General features: G+C 73.8%; 22 protein-coding genes. 9 read left to right on the forward strand and 13 right to left on the reverse strand.

Features of this window, described 5'->3' with window-relative positions; genetic code table 11:
* Positions 1 to 14: 14 nt before the first annotated feature.
* The 5 genes from AB0G11_RS45510 to AB0G11_RS45530 are packed head-to-tail and all read left to right on the forward strand — an operon-like array spanning position 15 to position 7,362.
* Positions 15 to 3,662: a nitrate reductase subunit alpha gene (locus AB0G11_RS45510; RefSeq protein WP_357593252.1), complete on the forward strand. Its 3,648-nt coding sequence runs from the start codon at positions 15 to 17 to the stop codon at positions 3,660 to 3,662.
* Positions 3,662 to 5,308, forward strand: a complete 1,647-nt coding sequence (gene narH / locus AB0G11_RS45515) for a nitrate reductase subunit beta (protein WP_357593254.1) — start codon at positions 3,662 to 3,664, stop codon at positions 5,306 to 5,308. Before AB0G11_RS45510 ends, narH begins: the two co-directional genes overlap by 1 nt.
* Complete coding sequence (narJ, locus tag AB0G11_RS45520; RefSeq protein ID WP_357593256.1) at positions 5,305 to 5,901, forward strand: nitrate reductase molybdenum cofactor assembly chaperone; 597 nt, start codon at positions 5,305 to 5,307, stop codon at positions 5,899 to 5,901. Before narH ends, narJ begins: the two co-directional genes overlap by 4 nt.
* Entirely contained in the window at positions 5,898 to 6,620 is a 723-nt protein-coding gene (narI, locus tag AB0G11_RS45525) for a respiratory nitrate reductase subunit gamma (RefSeq protein WP_219512214.1), read from the forward strand. Before narJ ends, narI begins: the two co-directional genes overlap by 4 nt.
* 10 nt (positions 6,621 to 6,630) lie before the next feature.
* On the forward strand, positions 6,631 to 7,362 hold the full coding sequence (locus AB0G11_RS45530; RefSeq protein WP_357593258.1) for a uridine kinase: 732 nt from the start codon (positions 6,631 to 6,633) through the stop codon (positions 7,360 to 7,362).
* On the opposite strand, the gene AB0G11_RS45535 is transcribed toward AB0G11_RS45530, so the two are convergent.
* The gene (locus AB0G11_RS45535; protein WP_357593260.1) at positions 7,334 to 7,990 is read right to left on the reverse strand and encodes a pyridoxamine 5'-phosphate oxidase family protein; all 657 of its coding nucleotides are present in this window, start codon (positions 7,988 to 7,990) and stop codon (positions 7,334 to 7,336) included. The two genes, AB0G11_RS45530 and AB0G11_RS45535, sit on opposite strands and share 29 nt — an antisense overlap.
* Positions 7,991 to 8,058: 68 nt before the next feature.
* Here AB0G11_RS45535 and AB0G11_RS45540 point away from each other — a divergent pair, with 68 nt between their 5' ends.
* Entirely contained in the window at positions 8,059 to 9,087 is a 1,029-nt protein-coding gene (locus AB0G11_RS45540) for a DUF4037 domain-containing protein (RefSeq protein ID WP_357593262.1), read from the forward strand.
* A gap of 80 nt (positions 9,088 to 9,167) precedes the next feature.
* Positions 9,168 to 9,977 carry a universal stress protein gene (locus AB0G11_RS45545; protein ID WP_357593264.1) on the forward strand — a complete coding sequence of 270 codons (810 nt, stop codon included), beginning with the start codon at positions 9,168 to 9,170 and terminating at the stop codon, positions 9,975 to 9,977.
* On the opposite strand, the gene AB0G11_RS45550 is transcribed toward AB0G11_RS45545, so the two are convergent.
* From AB0G11_RS45550 to AB0G11_RS45580, 7 genes are all read right to left on the reverse strand, one after another.
* Positions 9,974 to 10,285 (reverse strand): DUF4342 domain-containing protein, encoded by a 312-nt coding sequence (locus tag AB0G11_RS45550; protein WP_357593266.1) that lies wholly within the window; start codon positions 10,283 to 10,285, stop codon positions 9,974 to 9,976. The genes AB0G11_RS45545 and AB0G11_RS45550 overlap by 4 nt on opposite strands.
* A 200-nt stretch (positions 10,286 to 10,485) precedes the next feature.
* Positions 10,486 to 11,517, reverse strand: coding sequence for an ABC transporter ATP-binding protein (locus AB0G11_RS45555; protein ID WP_357593268.1), 1,032 nt, complete (start codon positions 11,515 to 11,517; stop codon positions 10,486 to 10,488).
* Complete coding sequence (locus AB0G11_RS45560; RefSeq protein ID WP_357593270.1) at positions 11,514 to 12,317, reverse strand: ABC transporter permease; 804 nt, start codon at positions 12,315 to 12,317, stop codon at positions 11,514 to 11,516. The genes AB0G11_RS45555 and AB0G11_RS45560 overlap by 4 nt, the downstream gene beginning before the upstream one ends.
* Positions 12,318 to 12,355: 38 nt before the next feature.
* Entirely contained in the window at positions 12,356 to 13,036 is a 681-nt protein-coding gene (modA, locus tag AB0G11_RS45565; RefSeq protein ID WP_357593312.1) for a molybdate ABC transporter substrate-binding protein, read from the reverse strand.
* Positions 13,037 to 13,090: 54 nt separating this feature from the next.
* Complete coding sequence (locus tag AB0G11_RS45570; protein WP_219512170.1) at positions 13,091 to 13,498, reverse strand: helix-turn-helix transcriptional regulator; 408 nt, start codon at positions 13,496 to 13,498, stop codon at positions 13,091 to 13,093.
* A 397-nt stretch (positions 13,499 to 13,895) separates the two neighbouring features.
* The gene (locus AB0G11_RS45575) at positions 13,896 to 14,621 is read right to left on the reverse strand and encodes an ABC transporter permease (RefSeq protein ID WP_357593272.1); all 726 of its coding nucleotides are present in this window, start codon (positions 14,619 to 14,621) and stop codon (positions 13,896 to 13,898) included.
* Positions 14,618 to 15,304: an ATP-binding cassette domain-containing protein gene (locus tag AB0G11_RS45580; protein WP_357593274.1), complete on the reverse strand. Its 687-nt coding sequence runs from the start codon at positions 15,302 to 15,304 to the stop codon at positions 14,618 to 14,620. The genes AB0G11_RS45575 and AB0G11_RS45580 overlap by 4 nt, the downstream gene beginning before the upstream one ends.
* Before the next feature lie 112 nt (positions 15,305 to 15,416).
* Here AB0G11_RS45580 and AB0G11_RS45585 point away from each other — a divergent pair, with 112 nt between their 5' ends.
* Together AB0G11_RS45585 and AB0G11_RS45590 are read left to right on the forward strand one after the other, a co-directional pair.
* Positions 15,417 to 16,877, forward strand: a complete 1,461-nt coding sequence (locus AB0G11_RS45585; RefSeq protein ID WP_357593276.1) for a histidine kinase — start codon at positions 15,417 to 15,419, stop codon at positions 16,875 to 16,877.
* Positions 16,874 to 17,902 (forward strand): response regulator transcription factor, encoded by a 1,029-nt coding sequence (locus AB0G11_RS45590; RefSeq protein WP_357593278.1) that lies wholly within the window; start codon positions 16,874 to 16,876, stop codon positions 17,900 to 17,902. Before AB0G11_RS45585 ends, AB0G11_RS45590 begins: the two co-directional genes overlap by 4 nt.
* A 369-nt stretch (positions 17,903 to 18,271) precedes the next feature.
* Here AB0G11_RS45590 and AB0G11_RS45595 read toward each other — a convergent pair whose 3' ends face one another.
* From AB0G11_RS45595 to AB0G11_RS45615, 5 genes are all read right to left on the reverse strand, one after another.
* Positions 18,272 to 19,012 carry a hypothetical protein gene (locus tag AB0G11_RS45595; RefSeq protein ID WP_357593280.1) on the reverse strand — a complete coding sequence of 247 codons (741 nt, stop codon included), beginning with the start codon at positions 19,010 to 19,012 and terminating at the stop codon, positions 18,272 to 18,274.
* A 111-nt stretch (positions 19,013 to 19,123) separates the two neighbouring features.
* Complete coding sequence (locus AB0G11_RS45600; RefSeq protein WP_357593282.1) at positions 19,124 to 20,626, reverse strand: hypothetical protein; 1,503 nt, start codon at positions 20,624 to 20,626, stop codon at positions 19,124 to 19,126.
* Positions 20,623 to 21,459 (reverse strand): ATP-binding cassette domain-containing protein, encoded by an 837-nt coding sequence (locus AB0G11_RS45605; protein WP_219517566.1) that lies wholly within the window; start codon positions 21,457 to 21,459, stop codon positions 20,623 to 20,625. Before AB0G11_RS45605 ends, AB0G11_RS45600 begins: the two co-directional genes overlap by 4 nt.
* Positions 21,456 to 22,247, reverse strand: a complete 792-nt coding sequence (locus tag AB0G11_RS45610; protein ID WP_219517568.1) for a zf-HC2 domain-containing protein — start codon at positions 22,245 to 22,247, stop codon at positions 21,456 to 21,458. The genes AB0G11_RS45605 and AB0G11_RS45610 overlap by 4 nt, the downstream gene beginning before the upstream one ends.
* Positions 22,244 to 22,822, reverse strand: a complete 579-nt coding sequence (locus AB0G11_RS45615) for an RNA polymerase sigma factor (RefSeq protein ID WP_357593284.1) — start codon at positions 22,820 to 22,822, stop codon at positions 22,244 to 22,246. The genes AB0G11_RS45610 and AB0G11_RS45615 overlap by 4 nt, the downstream gene beginning before the upstream one ends.
* Between the last annotated feature and the right edge of the window lie 36 nt (positions 22,823 to 22,858).

Consider the following 22,858-nt stretch of genomic DNA (forward strand, 5'->3'; position numbering starts at 1 on the left):
GAGGTGTGATCCCTATGGCCGGCATCGACGGCCCGATCAGCGACGCGCTGCTGAGGCTGGGCCGCTACCTGCGCCCCGGGGAGGTCTCGGCCGACCTGCGGACGCTGCACCAGATCGGCGGCCGGCAGGGCGACGCCTTCTACCGGGACCGGTGGAGCCACGACAAGGTGGTGCGCTCCACGCACGGCGTGAACTGCACCGGCTCGTGCTCGTGGAAGGTGTACGTCAAGGACGGCGTGATCACCTGGGAGGCGCAGCAGACCGACTACCCGAGCGTGGGCGGCGACCGGCCGGAGTACGAGCCGCGCGGCTGCCCGCGCGGCGCCGCGTTCTCCTGGTACACCTACTCGCCGACGCGGGTGCGTTACCCGTACGCGCGCGGCGTCCTGGTGAGCCTGTACCGGGAGGCGAAGAAGCGGCTCGGCGACCCGGTCGCCGCCTGGGCCGAGATCACCACGGACCCGGACAAGCGGCGCAAGTATCAGTCGGCGCGGGGCAAGGGCGGGCTGGTCCGGGTCACCTGGGAGGAGGCCACCGAGATCGTCGCGGCCGCGCACGTGCACGCGATCAAGACGTACGGGCCGGACCGGGTGGCGGGCTTCTCCCCGATCCCGGCGATGTCGATGGCCTCGCACGCGGTGGGCGCCCGGTTCATCTCGCTGATCGGCGGCGCGATGCTGTCGTTCTACGACTGGTACGCCGACCTGCCGGTGGCCTCGCCGCAGGTGTTCGGCGACCAGACCGACGTGCCGGAGTCGGCCGACTGGTGGGACGCCTCCTACCTGATGCTGTGGGGCTCGAACGTGCCCGTCACCCGCACCCCGGACGCCCACTACATGGCCGAGGCGCGCTACCGGGGCCAGAAGGTCGTGGTGATGTCGCCGGACTACAGCGACGCGGCCAAGTTCGCCGACGAGTGGCTCGCCCCGAACCCCGGCACCGACGGGGCGCTGGCGATGGCGATGGGGCACGTGATCCTCAAGGAGTTCTTCGTCGACCGGGTCACGCCCGCCTTCGACCGTTACGTACGGCAGTTCACCGATCTGCCGTTCCTGGTGTGCCTGCGCGAGCGCGAGCCGGGCCGCTACCTGCCGGACAAGTTCCTCACCGCCGCCGACCTGGGCCACGACGGGAAGGAGGCGGCGTTCACCACGGCCGTGTGGGACGAGCGCGCCGGCGGACCGGCGCTGCCCAACGGCTCGCTCGGCTTCCGCTACTCCGAGCACGGCGAGGGCCGCTGGAACCTGGACCTGGGCGACCTCGACCCGGCGCTGTCCCTGTACGAGGGCGGCGAGCCCGTGACGGTCGTCCTGCCGCGCTTCGACGGCGACAGCGGCGGCGTGCTGGAGCGCGGCGTGCCCGCCCGGCGGATCGGCGGCCACCTCGTCACCACCGTCCACGACCTGCTGCTCGCCCAGTACGGGGTGGCGCGCGACGGGCTGCCCGGCCGCTGGCCGTCCGGCTACGACGACGCCGCCGAGCCGTACACGCCGGCCTGGCAGGAGCCGATCACCGGCGTGCCGGCCGGGAAGGCGGCGCGGATCGCGCGCGAGTTCGCCCGCAACGCCGAGGAGTCCGGCGGCCGATCCATGATCATCATGGGGGCGGGGGCCAACCACTGGTTCCACGCCGACACCATGTACCGCTCGTTCCTGGCGCTGACGACGCTGACCGGCTGCCAGGGCGTCAACGGCGGCGGGTGGGCGCACTACGTCGGCCAGGAGAAGTGCCGCCCGATCACCGGCTGGGCGCTGCTGGCCTCCGCGCAGGACTGGTCGCGCCCGCCCCGGCAGATGATCGGCACCGCGTACTTCTACCTGAACACCGGCCAGTGGCGCTACGACACGTTCAGCGCCGACGTGGTGTCCTCGCCGCTGGGCGGCGGCGCGTTCGCCGGGCGCGCCACCGCCGACCTGATCGCCGCCTCGGCGCGGATGGGCTGGATGCCGTCCTGCCCGACGTTCGCCCGCAACCCGCTCGACCTGGCCGACGAGGCCGCCGCCGCCGGGCGGGACCCGGGCGCGTACGTCGCCGAGCAGGTGGCGACCGGCCGGCTCGGCTTCGCCTGCGAGGACCCCGACGCGCCGGAGAACTGGCCGCGCGTGCTGACCGTGTGGCGGGCCAACGTGCTCGGCTCCTCCGCCAAGGGCGACGAGTACTTCCTGCGTCACCTGCTCGGCGCCGACTCCTCGCTGCGGGCGGAGGAGGCCGGGCCGGACCGGCGGCCCCGCGACGTCACCTGGCGGGAGGAGACGCCGCAGGGCAAGCTCGACCTGCTGCTGACGCTGGACTTCCGGATGACGTCCACCACGCTGTTCTCCGACGTGGTGCTGCCCTCCGCCACCTGGTACGAGAAGCACGACCTGTCGAGCACCGACATGCACCCGTTCGTGCACGCCTTCACCCCGGCTATCGACCCGCCGTGGCAGACCCGTACGGACTTCGCCGCCTTCCACGCGATCGCCGAGACGTTCAGCGAGCTCGCGGCCCGCCACCTGGGCACCCGCACGGACCTGGTGGCGGCGCCGCTGCTGCACGACACGCCCGACGAGCTGGCCACCCCGCACGGCCGGGTGCGCGACTGGCGCGCCTCCGGCGACGTGCCGACGCCCGGCGTGGACTTCCCCAAGATCGTCGAGGTACGGCGGGACTACGGGGCGATCGCCGCCAAGATGGGCGCGCTCGGCCCGCTCGCCGACAAGCTCGGCGCCGCCACCAAGGGCATCGCGTTCGACCTGTCGCAGGAGGTGGAGGAGCTGCGGCGGGCCAACGGCGCCACGCCGTCCGGCAGGCCGTCGCTGGCGACCGACGCCCACCTGTGCGAGGCGATCCTGGCGCTGTCGGGCACCACGAACGGGCGGCTGGCCGCGCAGGGGTTCGCCACGCTGGCCCGGCGCACCGGCACGTCGTTCGACGGGCTGGCCGAGGAGCACCGGCGCGTCCGCTTCGCCGACACGCAGGCCAGGCCGGTGCCGGTGATCACCTCGCCGGAGTGGTCGGGCAGCGAGACGGGCGGGCGCCGCTACTCCGCCTTCACGCTCAACGTCGAGCACCGCAAGCCCTGGCACACCCTCACCGGCCGCCAGCACTTCTACCTCGACCACGACTGGATCCAGGAGGCCGGCGAGACGCTGCCGGTCTACCGGCCGCCGCTGAACATGACCGCGATGTTCGGCGAGCCCCGGCTCGGCGAGTCGGGCGAGCGCGGCATCGTCGTGCGCTACCTGACGCCGCACTCCAAATGGTCGATCCACTCCGAATACCAGGACAACCTGCTCATGCTGACGCTCTCGCGCGGCGGGCCGACGATCTGGATGAGCCCCGCCGACGCCGCCAGGGCCGGCATCGCCGACAACGACTGGATCGAGGCCGTCAACCGCAACGGCGTCGTCGTGGCGCGGGCCGTCGTCTCGCACCGCATGCCGCAGGGCACCGTGTACATGTACCACGCCCAGGAACGGGTCGTGGACGTGCCCAAGAGCGAGATCTCCGGGCGGCGCGGCGGCATCCACAACTCGCTCACCCGGCTGCTCGTCAAGCCCACCCACCTGATCGGCGGCTATGCGCAGCTGTCGTTCGCGTTCAACTACCTCGGGCCCACCGGCAACCAGCGCGACGAGATCACCGTCATCCGCCGCCGCTCCCAGGAGGTCGACTACTGATGAGGGTCATGGGCCAGCTCGCCATGGTCATGAACCTGGACAAGTGCATCGGCTGCCACACGTGCTCGGTCACGTGCAAGCAGGCGTGGACGAACCGGGCCGGCACCGAGTACGTGTGGTTCAACAACGTCGAGACCCGCCCAGGCCAGGGCTACCCCCGCACCTACCAGGACCAGGAGCGGTGGAAGGGCGGCTGGGAGCTCAACCGGCGCGGCCGGCTCCGGCTCCGCGCCGGCGGCCGGCTGAAGAAGCTCCTGACGATCTTCGCCAACCCGCTCATGCCGTCCATCCAGGACTACTACGAGCCGTGGACCTACGACTACGACCGGCTCTTCTCCGCCCCCGCCACCCAGGACACCCCGGTCGCCCGGCCCACCTCGCTCATCACGGGCGAGCCCACGAAGATCACGTGGAGCGCGAACTGGGACGACGACCTCGGCGGCGCCCCCGCCCTGACCGCCGCCGACCCGGTGCTGCGCCGCGTGTCGGACGAGGTCAAGCTCGACTTCGAGCGGGCGTTCATGTTCTACCTGCCGCGCATCTGCGAGCACTGCCTGAACCCCTCCTGCGTGGCCTCCTGCCCGTCCGGCGCCCTGTACAAGCGCTCCGAGGACGGCATCGTGCTCGTCGACCAGGACCGCTGCCGAGGCTGGCGCATGTGCGTGACGGGCTGCCCGTACAAGAAGGTGTACTTCAACCACCGCACCGGCAAGGCGGAGAAGTGCACGTTCTGCTATCCGAGGGTCGAGGTCGGCATCCCGACCGTGTGCTCGGAGACGTGCGTGGGGCGGCTGCGCTACATCGGCCTGATCCTGTACGACGCCGACCGGGTGGAGGAGGCCGCGTGCGTGGCCGACGAGCGGGACCTGTTCGAGGCGCAGAAGGGCGTGCTGCTCGACCCCGCCGACCCGGAGGTGATCGCCGGGGCGCGCGCCAACGGCATCCCGGACGACTGGCTGGAGGCCGCCCGCCGCTCGCCCGTCCACCAGCTGATCTTCGAGTACGGGGTGGCGCTGCCGCTGCATCCCGAATACCGGACGATGCCGATGGTCTGGTACATCCCGCCGCTGTCACCCGTCGTGGACGCGCTGTCGGGCACCGGGCACGACGGCGAGGACGCCGGCAACCTGTTCGGCGCCATCGACGCGCTGCGCATCCCGATCGGCTACCTGGCCGAGCTGTTCAGCGCGGGCGACCCCGAGCCGGTCCGCGCCGTGCTGCGCCGCCTGGCCGCCATGCGCTCCTACATGCGCCGCCTCAATCTCGGCCAGGAGCCCGACGAGTCCATCGCCACGGCCGTCGGCATGACGGGCGAGCAGGTCGAGCGGATGCACCGGCTGCTGGCCCTGGCCCCCTACGACGAGCGGTACGTGATCCCCGCCGCCCACGCCGAGCAGGGCGCCCAGCTGGAGGAGCTCGGCTGCAGCCTCGACTATGAGGGCGGCCCCGGCATGAACGGCCCGTTCGGCGAGGCGTCCGGCGCGCCCGCCCCCGTCGCCGTGGAGAACTTCCACGCGCTGCGCCAGCGCCAGGCGGGCGACGCCCTCGACCGCGCCGACGAGCTGCACGGCCGCGTCAACCTGCTCAACTGGGACGGCAAGGGCACCCCCGAAGGGCTGTTCCCGCGCCGGGAGGACAAGTTGTGAGCGACCGAACCGTGCACCTGGCCGCGTCCGTCCTGCTCGGCTACCCCGACGAGCGGCTGGCCGAGGCGCTGCCGCTGCTCGCCGACACCGTGCGCGCCCTGCCGCGCGGCGAGCCCGCCCGGCGGCTGGCCGCCTTCCTCGACCACGCCGCCGCCACCCCGCTCGGCGAGCTCGCCGAGCACTACGTGGCCACGTTCGACCTGAAACGGCGCTGCTCGCCCTACCTGACCTACTACGCCTACGGCGACACCCGCCGGCGCGGCCTGGCGCTGCTCCGCTTCAAGCAGGCCTTCCGCGAGGCCGGGTTCGAGCCCGGGCCCGAGGAGCTGCCCGACCACCTGGCGGTCGTCTGCGAGCTGTCGGCACGCGGCGCCACCGCCCAGGCCGTCCGGCTGATGCGCGAGCACCTGGCCGGTCTCGACCTGCTGCTGGAGGCGCTGCGCGAGGAGGGCTCGCCGTACGCCGACGTGGTCGCCGCCGTGCGCGCCACGCTGCCGCCGGCCACCGCCCGCGACCGCGCCGCCGCGCTGCGGCTGGCCGAGCAGGGCCCGCCCGCCGAGGAAGTCGGCTTCTTCTCCGGAGGAAACGGATGAACCCGCTCGACCTGCTGCTGTGGGTGATCTGCCCGTACGTCGCCCTGACCGTCTTCGTGCTCGGGCACGTGTGGCGCTACCGCTACGACAAGTTCGGCTGGACCACCCGCTCGTCCCAGCTGTACGAGTCGCGGCTGCTGCGCGTCGGCAGCCCGCTGTTCCACTTCGGCATCCTCGTCGTCATCCTCGGCCACGTCGGCGGCCTCGTCATCCCCAAGTCGTGGACCGAGGCGGCCGGCATCAGCGAGCACGCCTACCACGTGACCGCTGTCGTCCTCGGCACCATCGCCGGGGCGTGCACGCTGGCGGGCCTGGCCATCCTGCTGTACCGCCGCCGCACCGTCGGCCCCGTCTTCACCGCCACCACCCGCAACGACAAGCTCATGTACGCCGTCCTGACCCTCGTCATCGTGCTGGGTCTGGCCGCGACCGTCGCCGCGAACGTGCTCGACGGCGGCTACGACTACCGGGCGACCGTCTCGCCCTGGTTCCGGTCGATCTTCTACCTGCGGCCGCGGGGCGAGCTCATGGCCGGGGCGCCGCTGCTGTTCCAGGCGCACGCCTTCAGCGCACTTGTGCTCTTCACCATCTGGCCCTTCACCCGGCTGGTGCACATGCTGACCGCGCCGATCGGCTACCTGACCCGGCCCTACATCGTCTACCGCAGCCGCGGCCCGCGCACCGGGGCGCCCGGCTGGGAGCCCACCGGCCGCCGATAAGGTGCCGGTCATGACGTCCGTACACCACTCGGTCTCGACCTGGCAGCAGCCGCTGCCCGCCCCGGCCTCGCCCGAACGTGACGCGCTCGTCCGCGACCTGGCCGCCCGCGTCCTGGCGCGGGGCGGCGGGCGCCTCCTGGTCGGCATCGACGGCCTCACCGCCGCCGGCAAGACCAGCCTCGGCCACGAGCTCGCCGAGGCGATCGCCGCCACCGGCCGGCCCGCCCTGCGCGCCACGCTCGACGACTTCAAGAAGCCGTGGAAGGACCGCCACCTGTACGACCGCGAGTCGGGGGAGGGCTACTACCGCAACGCCTACGACTACGACGCGCTCAAGCGGCTCCTGCTCGGCCCGTGCCGCGACCCCGAGGCCGCCTCCTGCGCGCTGTGCTCCATCGACCCTCTCACCCAGGTGGACCACTCCGCCACCACGGCCCCGCTCACCCCGGACAGCGTCCTCGTCGTCGACGGCGTGTTCGCCTTCCGCCCCGAGATCGACGACTGGTGGGACTACCGCATCTGGGTCGACGTGGACGCCGACCTGTCGATCCGGCGCGGCGCCGCCCGCGACGCGAACTGGGCCGGCTCCGGCGCCGAGGCCGTCCACCGCGACCGCTACCTCGTCGCCGCCCGCCTCTACCTGGCCGAGGCCGACCCGGTGCCGCGCATGGACGCCGTCGTCGACAACCGCGACTTCGCCCGGCCCCGCCTCGTCACAGACCGTGGATCCGCCGCCCGGTGATCTGGTGCGGCACGATGCGGATGTAGAGCGTCCGGTCGCCGCCCACCCACGGGGTGACGTCCGAGGCCGACAGCCCGGCCGCCTCGTCCGGCGCCACGTGGTGGAACGGGCCCTGCACCAGCACGCTCCAGCCCTCCCGCTGCGCCTCGTCGATCCGGTCGACCTCGAAGCCGACCACGATCTCCACGCCCTGCACTCCGGTGCGCAGATCCCGGTCCATCGGCCCGCCGTACGCCGTCCGGAACAGGATCGCGCCGTCGTGCAGGCGGTAGTTGACCGGCAGCACCGTCGGCCCGTGCGAGCCGTCGAACGCCACCCGGCCGATGCCGCCCGGCTCGATCAGGCGCAGGCACTCCTCCCGGTCCAGCACCTCCACGTGCGGCGACTCCGCCGCCGGCCCGCCGCCGGGCGGCCGGTCGGCGGTCCCGCCCAGCAGGTCCTCGGACGTGGTGCCGAGGGCCGTCGCCAGCCGCGACAGGGCGTCGGCGCTCGGATTGCCGGGATTCTCCTCCAGATACTGCAGGTAGCCCGGCGACATGGCCGCCCGCCCCGCCACCTGCTCGCGCGACAGCCCGAGCCGCTCGCGGTGGTACGCGATGCGGCGGCCGAGATCGCCCGTCCCCGTCATGTCGTTCCCCCTTCCCCCCCAGGGACGCTACCCACGCCGCACCGGCCCACGCGGTAAGGTGCCGGGCGATGACGGACTTCCGCCCCGGCCTCGCGCTGGCCCGCTCCTTCTACCGTGACGTTCTCGCGCCGCTCGTGCCGGTGCCGCACACCGCCTGCCTGCTCGGCGAGGGCTCCGAAGTGCTCGGCTACGACAGCGAACGCTCCACCGACCACGAATGGGGGCCGCGCGCCCAGGTGTTCGTCGCCGCCGCCGACGTCGAGCCCGTACGCCGCGCCGTCGCTGGCGGGCTGCCCGCCGAGCACGAGGGACGTCCGACGGCCTGGTTCTCCCTGGCCGCCGGCGCCGTCACCCACCACGTCGAGATCACCACCTTCGACGCGTGGATCCGCGACCGGCTCGGCCTCGACCCGCGCGACGGCCTCGACCACGCCGCCTGGCTCGCGCTGCCCCAGCAGCGGCTGCTGCACGTCACCCGGGGCGAGGTGTTCCGCGACGACGCCGGCGAGCTCACCCGGGTCCGCGACCTGCTCGCCTGGTATCCGGGCGACGTGTGGCGCTGGCTGGTCGCCTCCCAGTGGCACCTGATCCACAACACCGAGCCGCTGATCGGCCGCACCGCCGAGGCGGGCGACACCCGCGGCGGACGCCTGCTGGCCGCCCGGCTGAGCGAGCTCGTCATGGAGATGTGCTTCCTCCAGGAGCGCCGCTACCGGCCCTACGCCAAGTGGTTCGGCACCGCGTTCGCCGAGCTGGAGGCCGCCGCCACGATCGGGCCGCTGCTCGACGCCGGCCGGCTGCCCGAGGCGCTGGCCGAGCTCGGCCGCCGGCACAACGACCTCGGCCTCAGCGCGCCGGTCGAGCCCGTGCTCGGCGACTTCCGGGTCGGGATCAACGACGCGGTCCGCCCGTACCGGGTGCTCAACAGCGCCGGCTTCCACGCCGCCACCGTCGCCGCGATCACCGACCCCGCGCTGCGCGCCCTCGTCACGGTCGGCGGCCTCGACCAGCTCACCCACGCCGATGACGCGCTGGTCAACTTCACCCCCTGGCCCGGCCGCCTGGGCGAGGTCTACCGGTCACTGCTCGACGGCTAGGAACCTTACGGCGGCCCGTACATATCCCGGCATTACGGTCGGCGCAGTTAGCCGATCGCCCCTCTGGAAAGAGGGAGGGCATGATCGTAGTGGGGGTTGACGGGTCCAGGGCGGGGCTGGAAGCCGCCGCGTGGGCGGCCGCCGAGGCGGAGCTGCGCCATGTGCCGCTGCTCATCGCGCACGCCATGACCCGCTGGGCCGTCGAGACCGGAGACGGCAGGCTGGCCGACGTGGCCGCGTGGATGCGCGAAGGCGGCCGGTCCGTGCTGCAGGCCGCCCGGGAACGGGCCGGCCGCGACCGGCCCGAGGCCGACGTCGAGACGACGCTGCTGGCCGGCGACCCGCGCGAGGCGCTCATCGCCGCCGGGCGCGACGCCGAACTGCTCGTCATCGGCAGCCACGGCATCGGCGGCGTACGCGGCATGCTCGTCGGCTCCGTCGCCCACGGCGTCGCCGGACGCGCCCCCTGCGACGTCGTCCTGGTCCGCGAGGTGCCTTCCTCGCCCCGCCAGGAGATCGTGGCCGGCGTCGACGGCTCCGAAACCTCGGCCCGGGTGCTGGACTTCGCCTTCGCCGAGGCGCGGCTGCGCGGCTGCCGGGTGCGCGCCGTCCACGCCTGGAACTGGCCCGGCCCCTTCGACGACGCCGAACGGACCGTGCTCGCCGACCTGCTCGCCGCGCCGCGCGAACGCCACCCCGGCGTGCCCGTGATCGAGGAGACCGTCCACGCGCACCCCGTGGAAGCCCTGCGGCAGGCCGCGACCGGCGCCGAACTGCTGGTCGCGGGCTCACGCGGGCGCGGCACCCTCGCCGGGATGGTGCTCGGCTCGGTCAGCCAGGCGCTGCTCCAGCACGCGCCCTGCCCCCTCGCCGTCGTGCGCTCGCCCTAGCCGATGTGCTCGTGCGGCGGCGTCACCGGCGCCGCCTCCTGGGCCTCCTGGGCTTGCCGGGTCTCGTCGTCGGTGCGCTCGATCTGGATGTTCCACTCGGCGGCCATCGCGGCCAGCGCGCCGACCGCCGTGATCACCGGGGCGACGATCAGCGCCGCCACCCCGACGGTGACGGGCACCTCCAGCACGGTGTTGCCGTGGGAGTCCTTGAGGATGATCCGGCGCACGTTCCCCTCGTGGATCACCTGCTTGATCTTCTCGGTCAGCTCGTGCCCGCGGACCTTGGTCTCTTCTCTGGTGACGGTCATACCGGAGACCTCCCCACGTACGGGCCCCCCGGCGTGAAGCCCCGCACCCGATCCGGCAGGCGCAGGTAGATCTAGCGGGCTCTCGCCCCCGACCCCCAGCCCCCGCTTGCTCCCGCCCCGGTCGCGTCGGCCACGCCGGTTGCGCCCGCTGCATGCCGCCGGCGGTGGCCAGGACCGTACCTGCCCGTTGGTCTCGCCCCTCAGGCCGGATAAGCGTGCGTTTCCGCTGCCTTGACCCCCGCCCACACCAGCCGGCCCGGGCTCAGATCCAGGTCGGCCACGGCGGCCGGGGTGACGTCGGCGAACGCGGCGATCGGCCCCTCCAGATGGACGCGGACGTTGTCGCCGTGCCGTTCGATCCCGTCGATCGTGGCCTGCCACAGGTTGCGCGGGCTGCCGTCGGGCCGGGAGCGGTAGAGGGCCAGCGCCCCCGGGGAGAACGCCACGAACGCCCGCCCGTCCACCCGCTCCGCCGCCGTCAGCAGCAGCTCGCCGACCTTGACCCGGTGCCCCTCGGCCAGGCCCTGATACAGGTTCAGCCCCACCAGCCGCGCCACGTACGCGGTGCGCGGGCGGCGGGCCACGTCGGCGGGCGAGCCCTCCTGGACGACCCCGCCGTCCTCGATCACCACCAGCCGGTCGGCCAGCACCATCGCGTCCAGCGGATCGTGCGTCACCAGGACCGTCGCCCCGTCGAACCCCGCCAGATGACGGCGCAGCTGCGAGCGGACCTCCAGGCGGGTGTGCGCGTCGAGCGCCGCCAAGGGCTCGTCCAGCAGGAGCAGCCGAGGCCGCACCGCCAGCGCCCGCGCCAGCGCCACCCGCTGCGCCTGCCCGCCCGACAGCCCCGCCGGGCGGACCGACGCATGCCCGGCCAGGCCCACCCGTTCCAGCAGCTCGGCGGCCACCCGGCGCGCCGCCGCCTTCGACCGGCCCTGGCAGCGCGGCCCGAACGCGACGTTGTCCAGCGCCGACAGATGCGGGAACAGCAGGTAATCCTGGAACACCATGCCGATCGGGCGGCGCTCGGCCGGCAGCTCGTGCAGCGGCAGGCCGTCCAGCGTCACGTGCCCGCCGGACAGGCCCGTCAGCCCCGCCAGCGCCCGCAACGCGGTCGTCTTGCCCGCGCCGTTGGGGCCGAGCAGCGCCACCACCTCCCCGGCGGCCACCTCCAGCGTCACGTCCAGCGCGAACGCGGGCCGCCTCACCACCAGCCGGGCATGCAACGTCACGCGCTCACCCACCTGTCACGCAGGCTCGCCAGGATGATCACCGACACGGCCAGCAGCACCAGGCTGAGCACGATCGCCGCCTCCGGCTCCGTCTCCAGCGCCAGGTAGACGGCCAGCGGCATCGTCTGCGTACGGCCCGGGAAGTTGCCCGCGAACGTGATCGTCGCCCCGAACTCGCCCAGCGCCCGCGCCCAGCACAACACCGCCCCCGCCACCACTCCCGGCATCACCAGCGGCAGCGTCACCCGCCTGAACACCGTCCACCGCGACGCCCCCAGCGTCGCCGCCGCCTCCTCGAACCGCTGGTCGGCGCCGCGCAACGCGCCCTCCACGCTGATCACCAGGAACGGCATCGCGACGAACGCCTCGGCCACCACCACCCCCGCCGTGGTGAACGGCAACGACACCCCGAACGCCGACTCCAGCCACTGCCCGGCCACCCCGCGCCGCCCCAGCACCAACAGCAGCGCGACGCCGCCCACCACCGGCGGCAGCACCAGCGGCACCGTCACCAGCGCCCGCACCACCCGCCGGCCCGGGAACGACACCCGCGCCAGCAGCCACGCCAGCGGCACCCCGAGCACCAGGCACACCGCCGTCGCCACCGTCGCCGTCACCAGAGACAGCCGCAGCGCCTCCAGCACCTGCGGCTCGGCCAGCCGGCTCGGCAGCGTCGCCCACGGCGCCCTGATCAGCAGCCCGGCCAGCGGCAGCACCAGAAAGCCCAGCCCGAGCACCGCAGGCACCACCAGCACCCACGGCAACCGCCCAGCCACCACCCCACCCCGCCCCTGCGGCATGCCGGGACGCTTCCGGGGCTCGGGTGTGTTGGCCGAGCTCATGGAACCTCGAACCCCGCCCTCGTCAGCACGTCGCGCCCCCGCTCCGACCGGACGAGCTCGACGAACTCCGCCGCCGGCCCCGCCGTCAGCGCGGCGATCGGATAGTCGTTGACCGCCTGCGCCGCCTCCGGGAAGTCGATACCCGTAACCCTGCCCGCCGCCGCAGCCACGTCGGTCCGGTAGACCAGCGCCGCGTCCACCTCGCCCAGCTCGACCTTGGTGAGCGTCGCCTTGACGTCACGCTCCAGGGTGACCGGGGTGACCTTCACCCCGGCGGCCTCCAGGGCCTTGACCGCCGCCGCCCCGCACGGCACCTGCTCGGCGCAGAGCGCGACCTTCACCCGCGGATCGGCCAGATCCGCCAGCTCGTCGACCCCGGCCGGATTGGCGACCGGCACGGCGATCCGCAGCCGGTTGCGCGCGAACGTCACCGCCTTCGCGTCGGTGGCGGCCTTCATCGTGGCCGGACTCGCCGAGGCGAACACGTCCACCGGCGCCCCCTGCGCGATCTGCTGCGCCAGCGTGGCACTGGACCCGAAGTTGAACCGCACCCGCACCCCCGGATGCTCGGCCTCGAACGCCGCGCCGAGCTCGGTGAACGTACCCGTCAGCGACGCCGCGGCGAACACCGTCAGCTCCCCGCCACGCGCCTCACCCGGCGCACACCCCGCCAGCACGACGACGACGGAGGCGAGCAGCAGCGACAGACGCCTGAACACCGATGGGCCTCCTCACGGGCTCGGCACGCGCGCGTGCTCGGGAATCTCCACGACCACGTTGGTGGACTTGATCACCGCGACCGCCACGACCCCGGGCTCCAGCCCCAGCTCGTCGGCCGCCTGACGGCTCATCAGCGACACCACCCGGTACGGGCCTGCCGCGATCTCCACCTGGGCCATCACCGCGTCGCGGATCACCTCCGTGACGATGCCGCGCAACCGGTTGCGCGCCGAGGAGCGCCCCCCGTCCTCGGCCTCGATCCGCTCCCTTGCGAACGCCGCCAGATCGGCGCCCCCGACCAGCCGGTGCCCGTGCTCGTCCCGCTCGGCCGCCAACCGGCCCGCGTCGACCCATCGGCGCACGGTGTCGGCACTCACGCCGAGCAGCGCCGCAGCCTCGCTGATCCGAAACGTCGTCACGGTCGCCCATTGTATATGCGAGCCGATTCCCCGCCATAGCCAGGCAATCGCGAGCCCATCCCAACACGTTGGAGCCGTACAGCCGACCACTCGCCCGCGCGCGAAGCGGCAGCCGAAGGACAGCACGAACGTGCCGCGCGCCCCGCGTCCCGCGACGTGCCCGCGACCGCCCCGCCACCGGACCCGCCGCCTCGCCACCGGACCCGCCGATTCGCCACCGGACCCGCTGGCCTGGCGTCGGGGTTGCGGCGAGCGTGCCCGGGCGTCGGGCTGCCGTGGCGCCGGCGCCCTGGCGTCATCCTGCCCAGGCGGTCCCCGCGCCGCCGGGAACCTCACTCGACCACCCGCACAGCCGAACCTCCATTCGCTGCATCGCCCCGTCGCGCAGAGTCCGGAGTCACGTGATGTCGCGGCGCAGGGTGAGGAGCCGGGCAGCCAGCACGGTCACCGCGACGTACCCGGCGAACAGCAGCCCACCTCCCCATGCGGGCAGTAACTCCCCGCCGTCGACCCGCATGCCGCCCAGCGCCCGCGCCGCCCCGGTCGGCAGCCACCGGAAGACGTCCGGGGCCAGCCAGCCCAGCATCCCGTCCCCGTACATGAACATCAGCGCCGCCAGCACCACCGCCACGAGACGGCTCCTGACCAGGGCGCCCAGCGCCACCCCCAGCGGCGCGTACAGGGTCGTGCTCAGCACCGCGCCGGCCAGCACCCAGAGCACATCGGCCGTCAGCGCGGGATGGCCGTACGCCGACAGTAGCGCCAGCCCCGCGACCAGCGTCGCCACCGCCGACAGGAGCGCGACCACGAGCCCGGCCAGGCCGTAGGCGATCAGCTTGGCGACGACCACCTGCTCACGGCGCGGCGTCACCAGGAAGCTCCAGGTGATCGTCCGATGCCGGAACTCCCCGGCCATGCCGAGAATGCCAAGAATCATGGTGAATACGTACGCCTGCTGGGCCATGTTGTAGACGTTCGCCACCCGGCCCGCGTCCGACACGGCGGGCACGATCACCTGCACGAACACCCACAGCGCACAGAACACCGGCGCCACGACCGCCAGCGTGATCACCGACCGGCTCGCCCGCATCCTGATCAGCTCGGCGCGCACCAGGCGACTCATCCGGCCACCTCCAGGTAGAGGTCCTCCAGGCCGGACCCAGTGGCGGGCGGCCCGCTCCACCGCAGCCGCCCCGCCGAGACGATCACCACGTGGTCGGTGATCCGCTCCACCTCGGACAGCACGTGCGTGGAGATCAGCACCGTGTTGCCGTCCTGCGCGTAGGCGCGCAGGAACCCGCGCAGCCACCGTATGCCCAGCGGGTCCAAACCGTTGGCGGGCTCGTCCAGGATCAGCACCGCCGGCTCGCCCAGCAGCGCTGTCGCCAGCGCCAGCCGCTGGCGCATGCCGAGCGAGAATCCGCCCGTCCTGCGGCCCGCGGCCTCGGTGAGCTCCACCTGGTCAAGCACCTCGCCGACCCGCTCTGCGCCGAGCCCGGCCGCCGTGCGGAGCGCGTCCAGATGGGCTGCCGCGGTCATCCCTGGATGGAACCCGGACGACTCCAGGACCGCGCCCACGTGCCGGAGAGGGTGATCGAGCTCGCGGTAGGGCACTCCGCCGACCGTCGCCTCGCCCGCCGTCGGCGTGACCAGGCCGAGGAGCATGCGCAGAGTGGTCGTCTTCCCGGCCCCGTTGGGGCCGAGGAAGGCCGTGACGGCGCCCGCGGGAGCCTCGAAGGACAGGTCGTCGACGGCGACGACCTTCCCGAACGTCTTCCGTACGTGATCGACGCGGATGGATGTCATGCCTCGATACGGTGCCGCCTCCGGGCCCTCGGGCGCATGGGAGCACGGGTTGATTTTCGAACTCCAACCGTGGGTTGATGTCCATCCCGTTCTGCCGGGCTACCGTGAACGCGTGGCATTCCTCCGGCGTCCCGCGGTCCGCGCCACGCTGATCGCGCTCCTGGTCGTCTACCTGGCGGGCGCGTCGATCACGGTCGTCCTCGCGCAGCCGACCCTTCTCGGTGCCCTGCTCGCGCTGCCCGTCGGCGCCGCCGCGCTGGGCGGCGCGCTGTGGCTGCTGGCCTCCCGTGAGGTGTCGGCGCGCAACGCCTGGCTGCTCCTGCTCACGCTGTCGAGCGCGCTGGCCATGCACGCCCTCGAGCCCTTCACGGGTTCGCCCTTCTACTTTTACGCGATCTTCATCGCGCCACACCGCGTCGGGCCACGCCTCGGCGTCACCATGGCCCTGCTGCCCATCCCAGGCCTGCCGCTGGTGTCCTATCTGGCCGGTCTCGACATGGGCGCCGCCATCGGCATGACGACAGGGCTCGTCTACTTCGTCGTCTTCTCGATCCTGGCCTGGCACCTGGCCGTCACCAAACGCCAGACCGCCGAGGTCGCCGAGGCGCGGGCGAGCGAAGCGGTTCTGTCCGAGCGGTCGCGGCTGGCCCGCGAGGTCCACGACATTCTCGCCCACTCCCAGTCCGCCCAGATCGTCCATCTCGAAAGCGCCCGGCTCCTGCTGAAGTCCGGCGCCGACCCGGCCGCCGCCCTCGACCGGGTCGAACGCGCCGTCCACCTGGCCCGCGCCGGGCTGGAGGAGACCCGCCGCGCCCTCGACACCCTGCGCGGCAAGGACCTCCACCTGCCCGAGCGGCTCGAACGCCTGGCGGCCGAGTTCCGCGCCACCACCGGCGCCCCCTGCACGCTGTCCCTCGACCCCGCGCCCGGCTCCCTGACCGCCGAGGCCAAGCTCGCCGTGGCCCGCACCGCCCAGGAAGCCCTCACCAACGTCCGCAAGCACGCCCCCGGCGCCGCCGTGACCCTCGCACTCCACCACCGCGACCGCTGGTGCGAACTCCACGTCCGCGACACGGGCACCACCACCCCGAGTCGCACCACCCACCCCGCCCCCTTCACCCCGTCAACCCGGGGGCCCCGAACACCCCCCGCCGCCCCCTCGCCCGAGCCGGTGCCGCCTGGTGCATTGGCTCCCGGGCCCTTGCTTCCTGGGTCACTGTCGCAGGGGCCGCTGCCCGAATGGGCGCTGCCCGAGCGGGTGCTGAGCGGGGAGCCGCTGACCGAAGGGGCGCTGACCGAAGGGGCGCTGACCGAGGAGGCGTTGCCTGAGGAGGCGTTGCCTGAGGGGCCACCGCCGGAGGGAGTGACGACCGGCGAGAGAGGGATGGCCAGCGATGGAGGGGCGACCGGCAGAGGATGGGCAACCGGTGGGCGATGGGCCGTCGACGTCCCGTCCTCACCAGGCGGGTACGGCCTTATCGGCATGCGCGAAAGGGCGGAGCTCATCGGCGGTTCGCTGGTGGCCGGTCCCGCCGGGGAGGGGTTCGCGGTGACCCTGCGGGTGCCGGCATGACCGTCCGGGTGCTCGTCGCCGACGACCAGACCGTGGTGCGCGAAGGTCTGGTGCTGCTCCTGGGCCTGCTGCCGGACACCGAGGTGGTCGGCGCCGCCGCCGACGGCGAGGAGGCGATCCGCATGGTCGCCGCCCTGTCGCCCGACGTCGTCCTCATGGACCTGCGCATGCCGAGACTGGACGGAGTCGCCGCCACCCGTGCGATCCGCGCACACCACCCGCGCACCGAGATCGTGGTCCTGTCCACTTACTCCGACGACGAGACGGTGTTCGCCGCCCTCCGCGCCGGAGCCCGCGGCTACCTGACCAAGGACACCGACGCCGAATCCCTCGCCAAGGCCATCTCCCTCGTCGCCCGAGGCCAGGCCCACTTCACCCCACCCGTCCAACGCCGCCTGGCCGACACCCTCGCCCCGCGTCCCCACGCCAGTTCGGCCGACGACGCCGCCCCTGCCCACGGCTCCGACCCACCCGACGCTGCGAGTGCGGCTCGGCCCTCTGATGCAGCCGACGCCCCGGGTCACACCGGGCCCTCCGGTTCGGCGGAAGGTATCGGGCGGCCCCGCCCCTTCGGCGCGACCGACGCCTTCGACCCCGGTGAGCGTACGTACGAAGCGCCGCCCAGGTTCGGCGAGCGCGCTGGTAACGCGACGGAGCAGGGGCGTTGGCGACCGGACGACAGGAGGACGATGTCCGGCGCACGCGGGGCTGACACGACTGCGCGGTCCGGCCGAGGCAGGGCCGAGGCGACCAGTTCGCCGGGCGACATCGCGTCGGGCGTCCTCCCGCCGGGCGGCGGTGGTGCCGCTGCTCGGCATGGTCGTCCCGACGGGTTGACGCAGCGTGAGGTCGAGGTCCTCGGGCTCATCGCCCTGGGCCGCTCCAATGCCGAGATCGCCGCCGATCTCCACATCTCCGAAGCGACCGTGAAGAGCCACATCGACAACCTGTTCGCCAAGGCCAGGGTGCGCGACCGAGCCCAGGCCGTCACTTACGCCTTCCGCCACGGCCTGGCACCTCTTTGACCCGCCCCTCCGCCGCCCCGCTCCTGGGTCCGCGCGGCCCGTTCGCCCGCTGACCCTTACCCTCTGGCTCTTCGCCCCCACGCACCACGCGCCTGGCCACCGAACCTAGGGCTCCGGGCCTGCGCATCCATAGGGCCTCGGGTTTGCGCTCCTCCGGTTTTGCTCCTCATGCCCGCGCCGTCCGGGCTTGTGTTCCTTAAGTCTGCGCCTCTCGGGCGTGGCACTGGGGGCTCGCGCTACTCGGGCGTGGCGCCTCTGGGTCTTGCGTCGCTCGGGTCGGCGGGTTGTGGTGGGGAAGGTCGTTGGCGGGAGGGGCCGGGCTTTGCTGGGGCGGTCTGGGGTGTAGCAGGGGCTTGGGTGTTGGGTGGGTCAGCGGCGGAGGTCGCGGTTGGCCAGGAGGAGGCAGGCGTACGGGACCGGCAGCATGGCGAGCCAGAATGCGTGCGCCTCGTCCCAGTGGCCGAATCCGCATGTGGGCGGCCAAAGCCGGATCTGCTCCGGCAGCAGGATGGTGCCCAGTACCAGGCCGAGCTGCACCACCACGGCGGCCATGGCAGCCTGTCGCCCCTGGGCGTGCCGGACGGCGGTCGCGGCGGCGGCCAGCCCGATCCCCAGGCAGACGCCCATCTCGATCAGCAGGTCGCCGACCGGGAAGAGGGCGTCGGCGGGAAGCCGGGACAGGGCGTAGGCGAAGGCGGCGAGCCAGATGACGACCGCGGCGCCCCCGGCCAGCAGGCAGCGCAGCGCTTGCCGTACCCATCGGGGGACGGTTGCCGCGCCGAGGTCGGCGGACATGGCGTCGACCAGGGCGAACGTGGCGGCCGAGCCGAGCAGGGTGCCGGTGATCCGCATGAGCAGCAGCGCGTCGCCCGGCGGCAGGGTCTCGCCGGCCTGCACCGCTGTCAGCAGGACTGCGGCGAAGGCTGTGACGATGGCGAGTGGCGTCCAGTCGATGGCCTTCAGAAGGGGGCGGACCAGCAGGATCGCGGGCCGCCACCGGGTGCGGCGCACCGGCGGGCCGGAGCCGGGCCGGTCAGGGGTCCGGTCGGGGGCTGCTCGTCCGGTGGGCGGGGCGGCGTCGTCGAGCGAGAGGGGTGGCTGCAAGGGCATGATCGGCTCTCCGGGGAGGGTGAGGTGGGGCAAGGAGGGCTTGGGCTGGGGGACCGCCGCCGGCCACAGGTTGAAGGGGCGGTGGGGCTCAGACAGGACCCGAGAGGTGGGTCACGGGCAGGGGGCGGGTGGGGGAGGGGCGTCGTGCGTGCGGGGCAGGCCGAGCAAGGGGAGGGCCTGGGCGATGGTGGTGTCCGGGGCGGTGAGGGTGTCCCAGTGGGTGTGCACCTTGGCGGTGATGCCGGGCATGGCGAGCATGAGCTTGGCGTAGGCGACCTCGGCGGGTCCCCACGCGAGCATCGCCTGGCGTCCCAGGTTGACGTCGGCGTAGAGCATGCGTGGTGGCTCGGGCGGCGACGACTGGCCGGCGATCCAGAGGGCGAGCATCATGCGGGCCTGACCACGGGCGTCACACGGCGTCCGTCCCTGAGCCCCGTCCGGGGTCCCGCCCGTTGTGCTGCCTCGGGGCCCGTCCGGGGTCCCGTCCGGTGCGTCGGCTGCGGCCCTGGTGAGTGAGTCGCGGAGCCCGGTGGCCCACAGCCCCACCCCCTGGGCCAGCATGGTGCGCTGGTCCGGGTGGCCCCAGGTCATCGGGGCCTGCAGGGGTGAGGCCCCGTCGTGCCCGTAGTACCAGCTCAGCGCCGTCTGCTCGACCCGCGGCAGGCGGTTCCGTACCGGAGCGGGCAGGACCGCGGCGGCCGGGCCGACGGCCTGTTCCCACAGCGGGATCCACGGCTCGTACCCCGGGTACGCGCAGTACGTCACCCCGTTGCGTAGGGAGCAGCGATGCGCGCCTGGCCCGAAGAAGCGGTCGAACACGCGCCGGTCCACGGTGTCCGGGCCCAGGAGGCCGCCGCCGGGAAGGCGGACCGGGGGTGAGGCCGCCGCGACGGCCCCCGCGGGCGCCGCGACCGCGAGCGCCGCCACGACCGCGACGGCGGGCAGCAGCCGGGGCCGGTGTCTGAGCAGCGCGACCCCGGCGAAGGCCGCGGCGAGCGCGAGCACGTACAGCAGGTGGATCCCCGACGGCCGGTCGGGCCAGTCGGCGCGGTGGTCCTGCATGACCGGCAGCCACCAGCCGAGGAGGTCGTTCTGCGGGTTCGTGTAGATCAGGTAGCCGAGGACGGCGGCCACCATCGGCCCGGCGATGAGCCGGCGCGCCCACCGTCCGACGGCCGCGCCGAGGGTGGCGGCGAGCATCGCGACGGCGACGGCGGTCAGCGGCTCCCACGGGTCGAGCCGTCCGGCGGCGGGCCCGGTGGCGAGCCGGATGGCGAGGTAGCCGCCCATGGCCGCAGCCGTGGCGAGGCCGGCGACGAGGGGCGCGGCCAGCAGGATCGCCCGGGTCCGGTGCTCGGCCCGGCCCGGCAGTCCGGCGAGCGTCTCGGGCATGCCGTGGCGCTCGTCGCGGGAGACGGCCAGCGAGGTGACGACGAGCACCATCGCGGCCAGGCAGGTGGACAGCCCGGTCGCGTGGACCGGGTCGACGCCCCAGTGGGGCTGCTGGCCCCGGCTCAGGTAGGTCTGCAGAACCAGCACCAGCGCGGCGGCGCCCCACACCAGCGGATGCCGGGCCAGCCTGCGCGCCTCGAACAGGAACAGCCGCCGCGTCACGCCGCCTCCCCGAGCAGCGTGAGGTAGCCGTCCTCGACGCCGGGCGCCGTCCCGTGGGCGGCCGGGGGCCGTTCGCCGAGGGTGCGGTAGCGGCCGTCGGCGGTGCGCCAGAACACCCGTGACGCCGGCGGCGCGGTGTCCGACAGCCACACCCGCCCGGCGGCGACCTCGGCGAGCTGGCCGGGTGTCCCGTCGAAGACGGCGCGGCCCTCGCGCATGACGATCACGCGTTCGCACAGCGCCGCGACGTCCTCCGTCTGGTGCGTGGACAGCACGACGGCGCGGCTCTCGCCCATCCGCGAGATCAGGGTCCTGAACAGCATCCGCTGCGCCGGGTCCAGGCCCACGGTGGGCTCGTCGAGGATGAGCAGGTCGGGTTCGCCGAGCAGCGCCTGGGCCAGCGCGAGCCGCTGCCGCATCCCGCCCGACAGTTTGCGGACCTTCGTACCGGCCTGGCCGGTCAGGTCCACCTCGGCCAGGACGCGCCGCACCTCGGCGTGCCGCTGTTCGCGGTCGGTCAGCTCCTTGAGGATCGCCACGTAGTCGACCAGGTCGAACGCGGTGAAGTGCGGGTAGAAGCCGGGGTCCTGCGGCAGGTAGCCGAGCCTGCGCCGCAGCGCGGTCCGCTGGACGGGGTCGGCCGGGTCGAGGCCGAACGCGTCGACGGACCCGCCGTCGGGGGCGAGCGTGGTGGCCAGGCAGCGGAGCAGCGTGGTCTTGCCGGCGCCGTTCGGGCCGAGCAGCCCGGTCACGCCGGTGCCGACGGCCAGGTCGAGCCCGGCGAGCGCGTACCGCCCGCCGTACCGTTTGGTGAGGTTCGTCACAGTGATCATCTGATGCTCATCCGGTAGAGGCGGAAGGACAGGGACAGGGCGATCAGCCCGTACGCGACCTGCGCGGCGGGCCCGAAGGCGGTCAGCCAGCCGCCGGTGAGGTGGCCCGCGCCGACGACGGCCAGCCACAGCGCGCCCACGGCGAGCGCGGAGACGGGCACGGGCAGGCGGTGCGACAGGGCCAGGCAGGCCGAGGCGGCGGCCAGCGACGGCAGCAGCCAGGCGGCGCTCAGGCCGGGCGGCGCGGGCAGCAGCGGCGAGGCGACGAGCGCCAGCGGGGTGGCGACGGCGAGCACCGCCGTGGCGCGGGTCAGCAGCAGCCTCGGCCCGGCCAGCGGAGTCGCGGCCAGCAGCTCGTGCGCCGGGTCGGCGCGCGGCCCGTAGGCGAGCGCGATCCCGGTCAGCGGCAGCACCGGCGCCAGGATGAGGAACGCGGGCAGCAGCTCGGCCTGATGCCGCGCCGCCAGCACGCCGAACGCCAGCGCGGCCACCACCGCCGCCATCCAGGCCCGGCTCATCGTCGGCGTCGCCGACAGCAGCCTGGCCAGGTGGCCGGGCACGCCGCCGAGCCGCAGCAGGCGCTCGCCCCAGCCGGGGCGCGGCCTGATCAGCTCGGTCTCGATGCGCCCCCAGGACGCCTCCAGCCAGGCGCTCTCGTACGGCACCGCCGCCCGGCACTCGGCGCAGCCGCCGAGGTGGGCGTCCACCGAGGTGGCCAGGGGCGCGGCGAGCGTACCGGCGAGATAGCGGTCGCGTAGTTCGTCGGAGATGTGCCAGCTGGTGGTCATGACAGTTCCTCGCGTAGCCGGGCCCGGGCGCGCATCGCGCGGGACTTGACCGTGCCCTCCGGGATGCCGAGCAGGTGCGCGGCCTCCCTGGTCGTGAGGCCGTCGAGCACGGTCGCCTCGATCACCGCGCGCAGCTCCTGGGGGAGTCGCGTCAGCGCCCCGCCGAGGTCGCCGTGCTCGACGCCGAGCAGGACGACGTCCTCGGCGGACGCCGACACCGGCGCGTGTGCCGTCTCGCTCTCGCCGGTGCCGATCCAGCGCGAGCCGCGCCCGCGCAGCGCCGAGACGAGCCGGCGGATCGCGATCGTCCACAGCCAGCCCGCCGCGTTGCCGCCGTTGAACCGGCCCGCCGACCGCCACACGGCCAGGAACGTCTCCTGGAGCGCGTCGTCGACCACGTCCGGGTCGGGGCAGCGGCCGGCCAGCCGGGCGCGCAGCCAGGGCGCGTGACGCTGGTGGAGGATGCGCAGCGCGGGCGTGCTGCGCGCGGCGACGGCCGCGAGCAGCTCGGCGTCGGAGCTGTCGGCGCCGACGCCGGGCGGGGGCTCGCGCCGCCGGAAGGGGAACGCTCTCACACCCCCTCTATCGCACACCGGGAGCCGCCCGGTTCG

The sequence above is a fragment of the Nonomuraea sp. NPDC023979 genome (assembly GCF_040639085.1).
Taxonomy (GTDB): Bacteria; Actinomycetota; Actinomycetes; order Streptosporangiales; family Streptosporangiaceae; genus Nonomuraea; species Nonomuraea ceibae.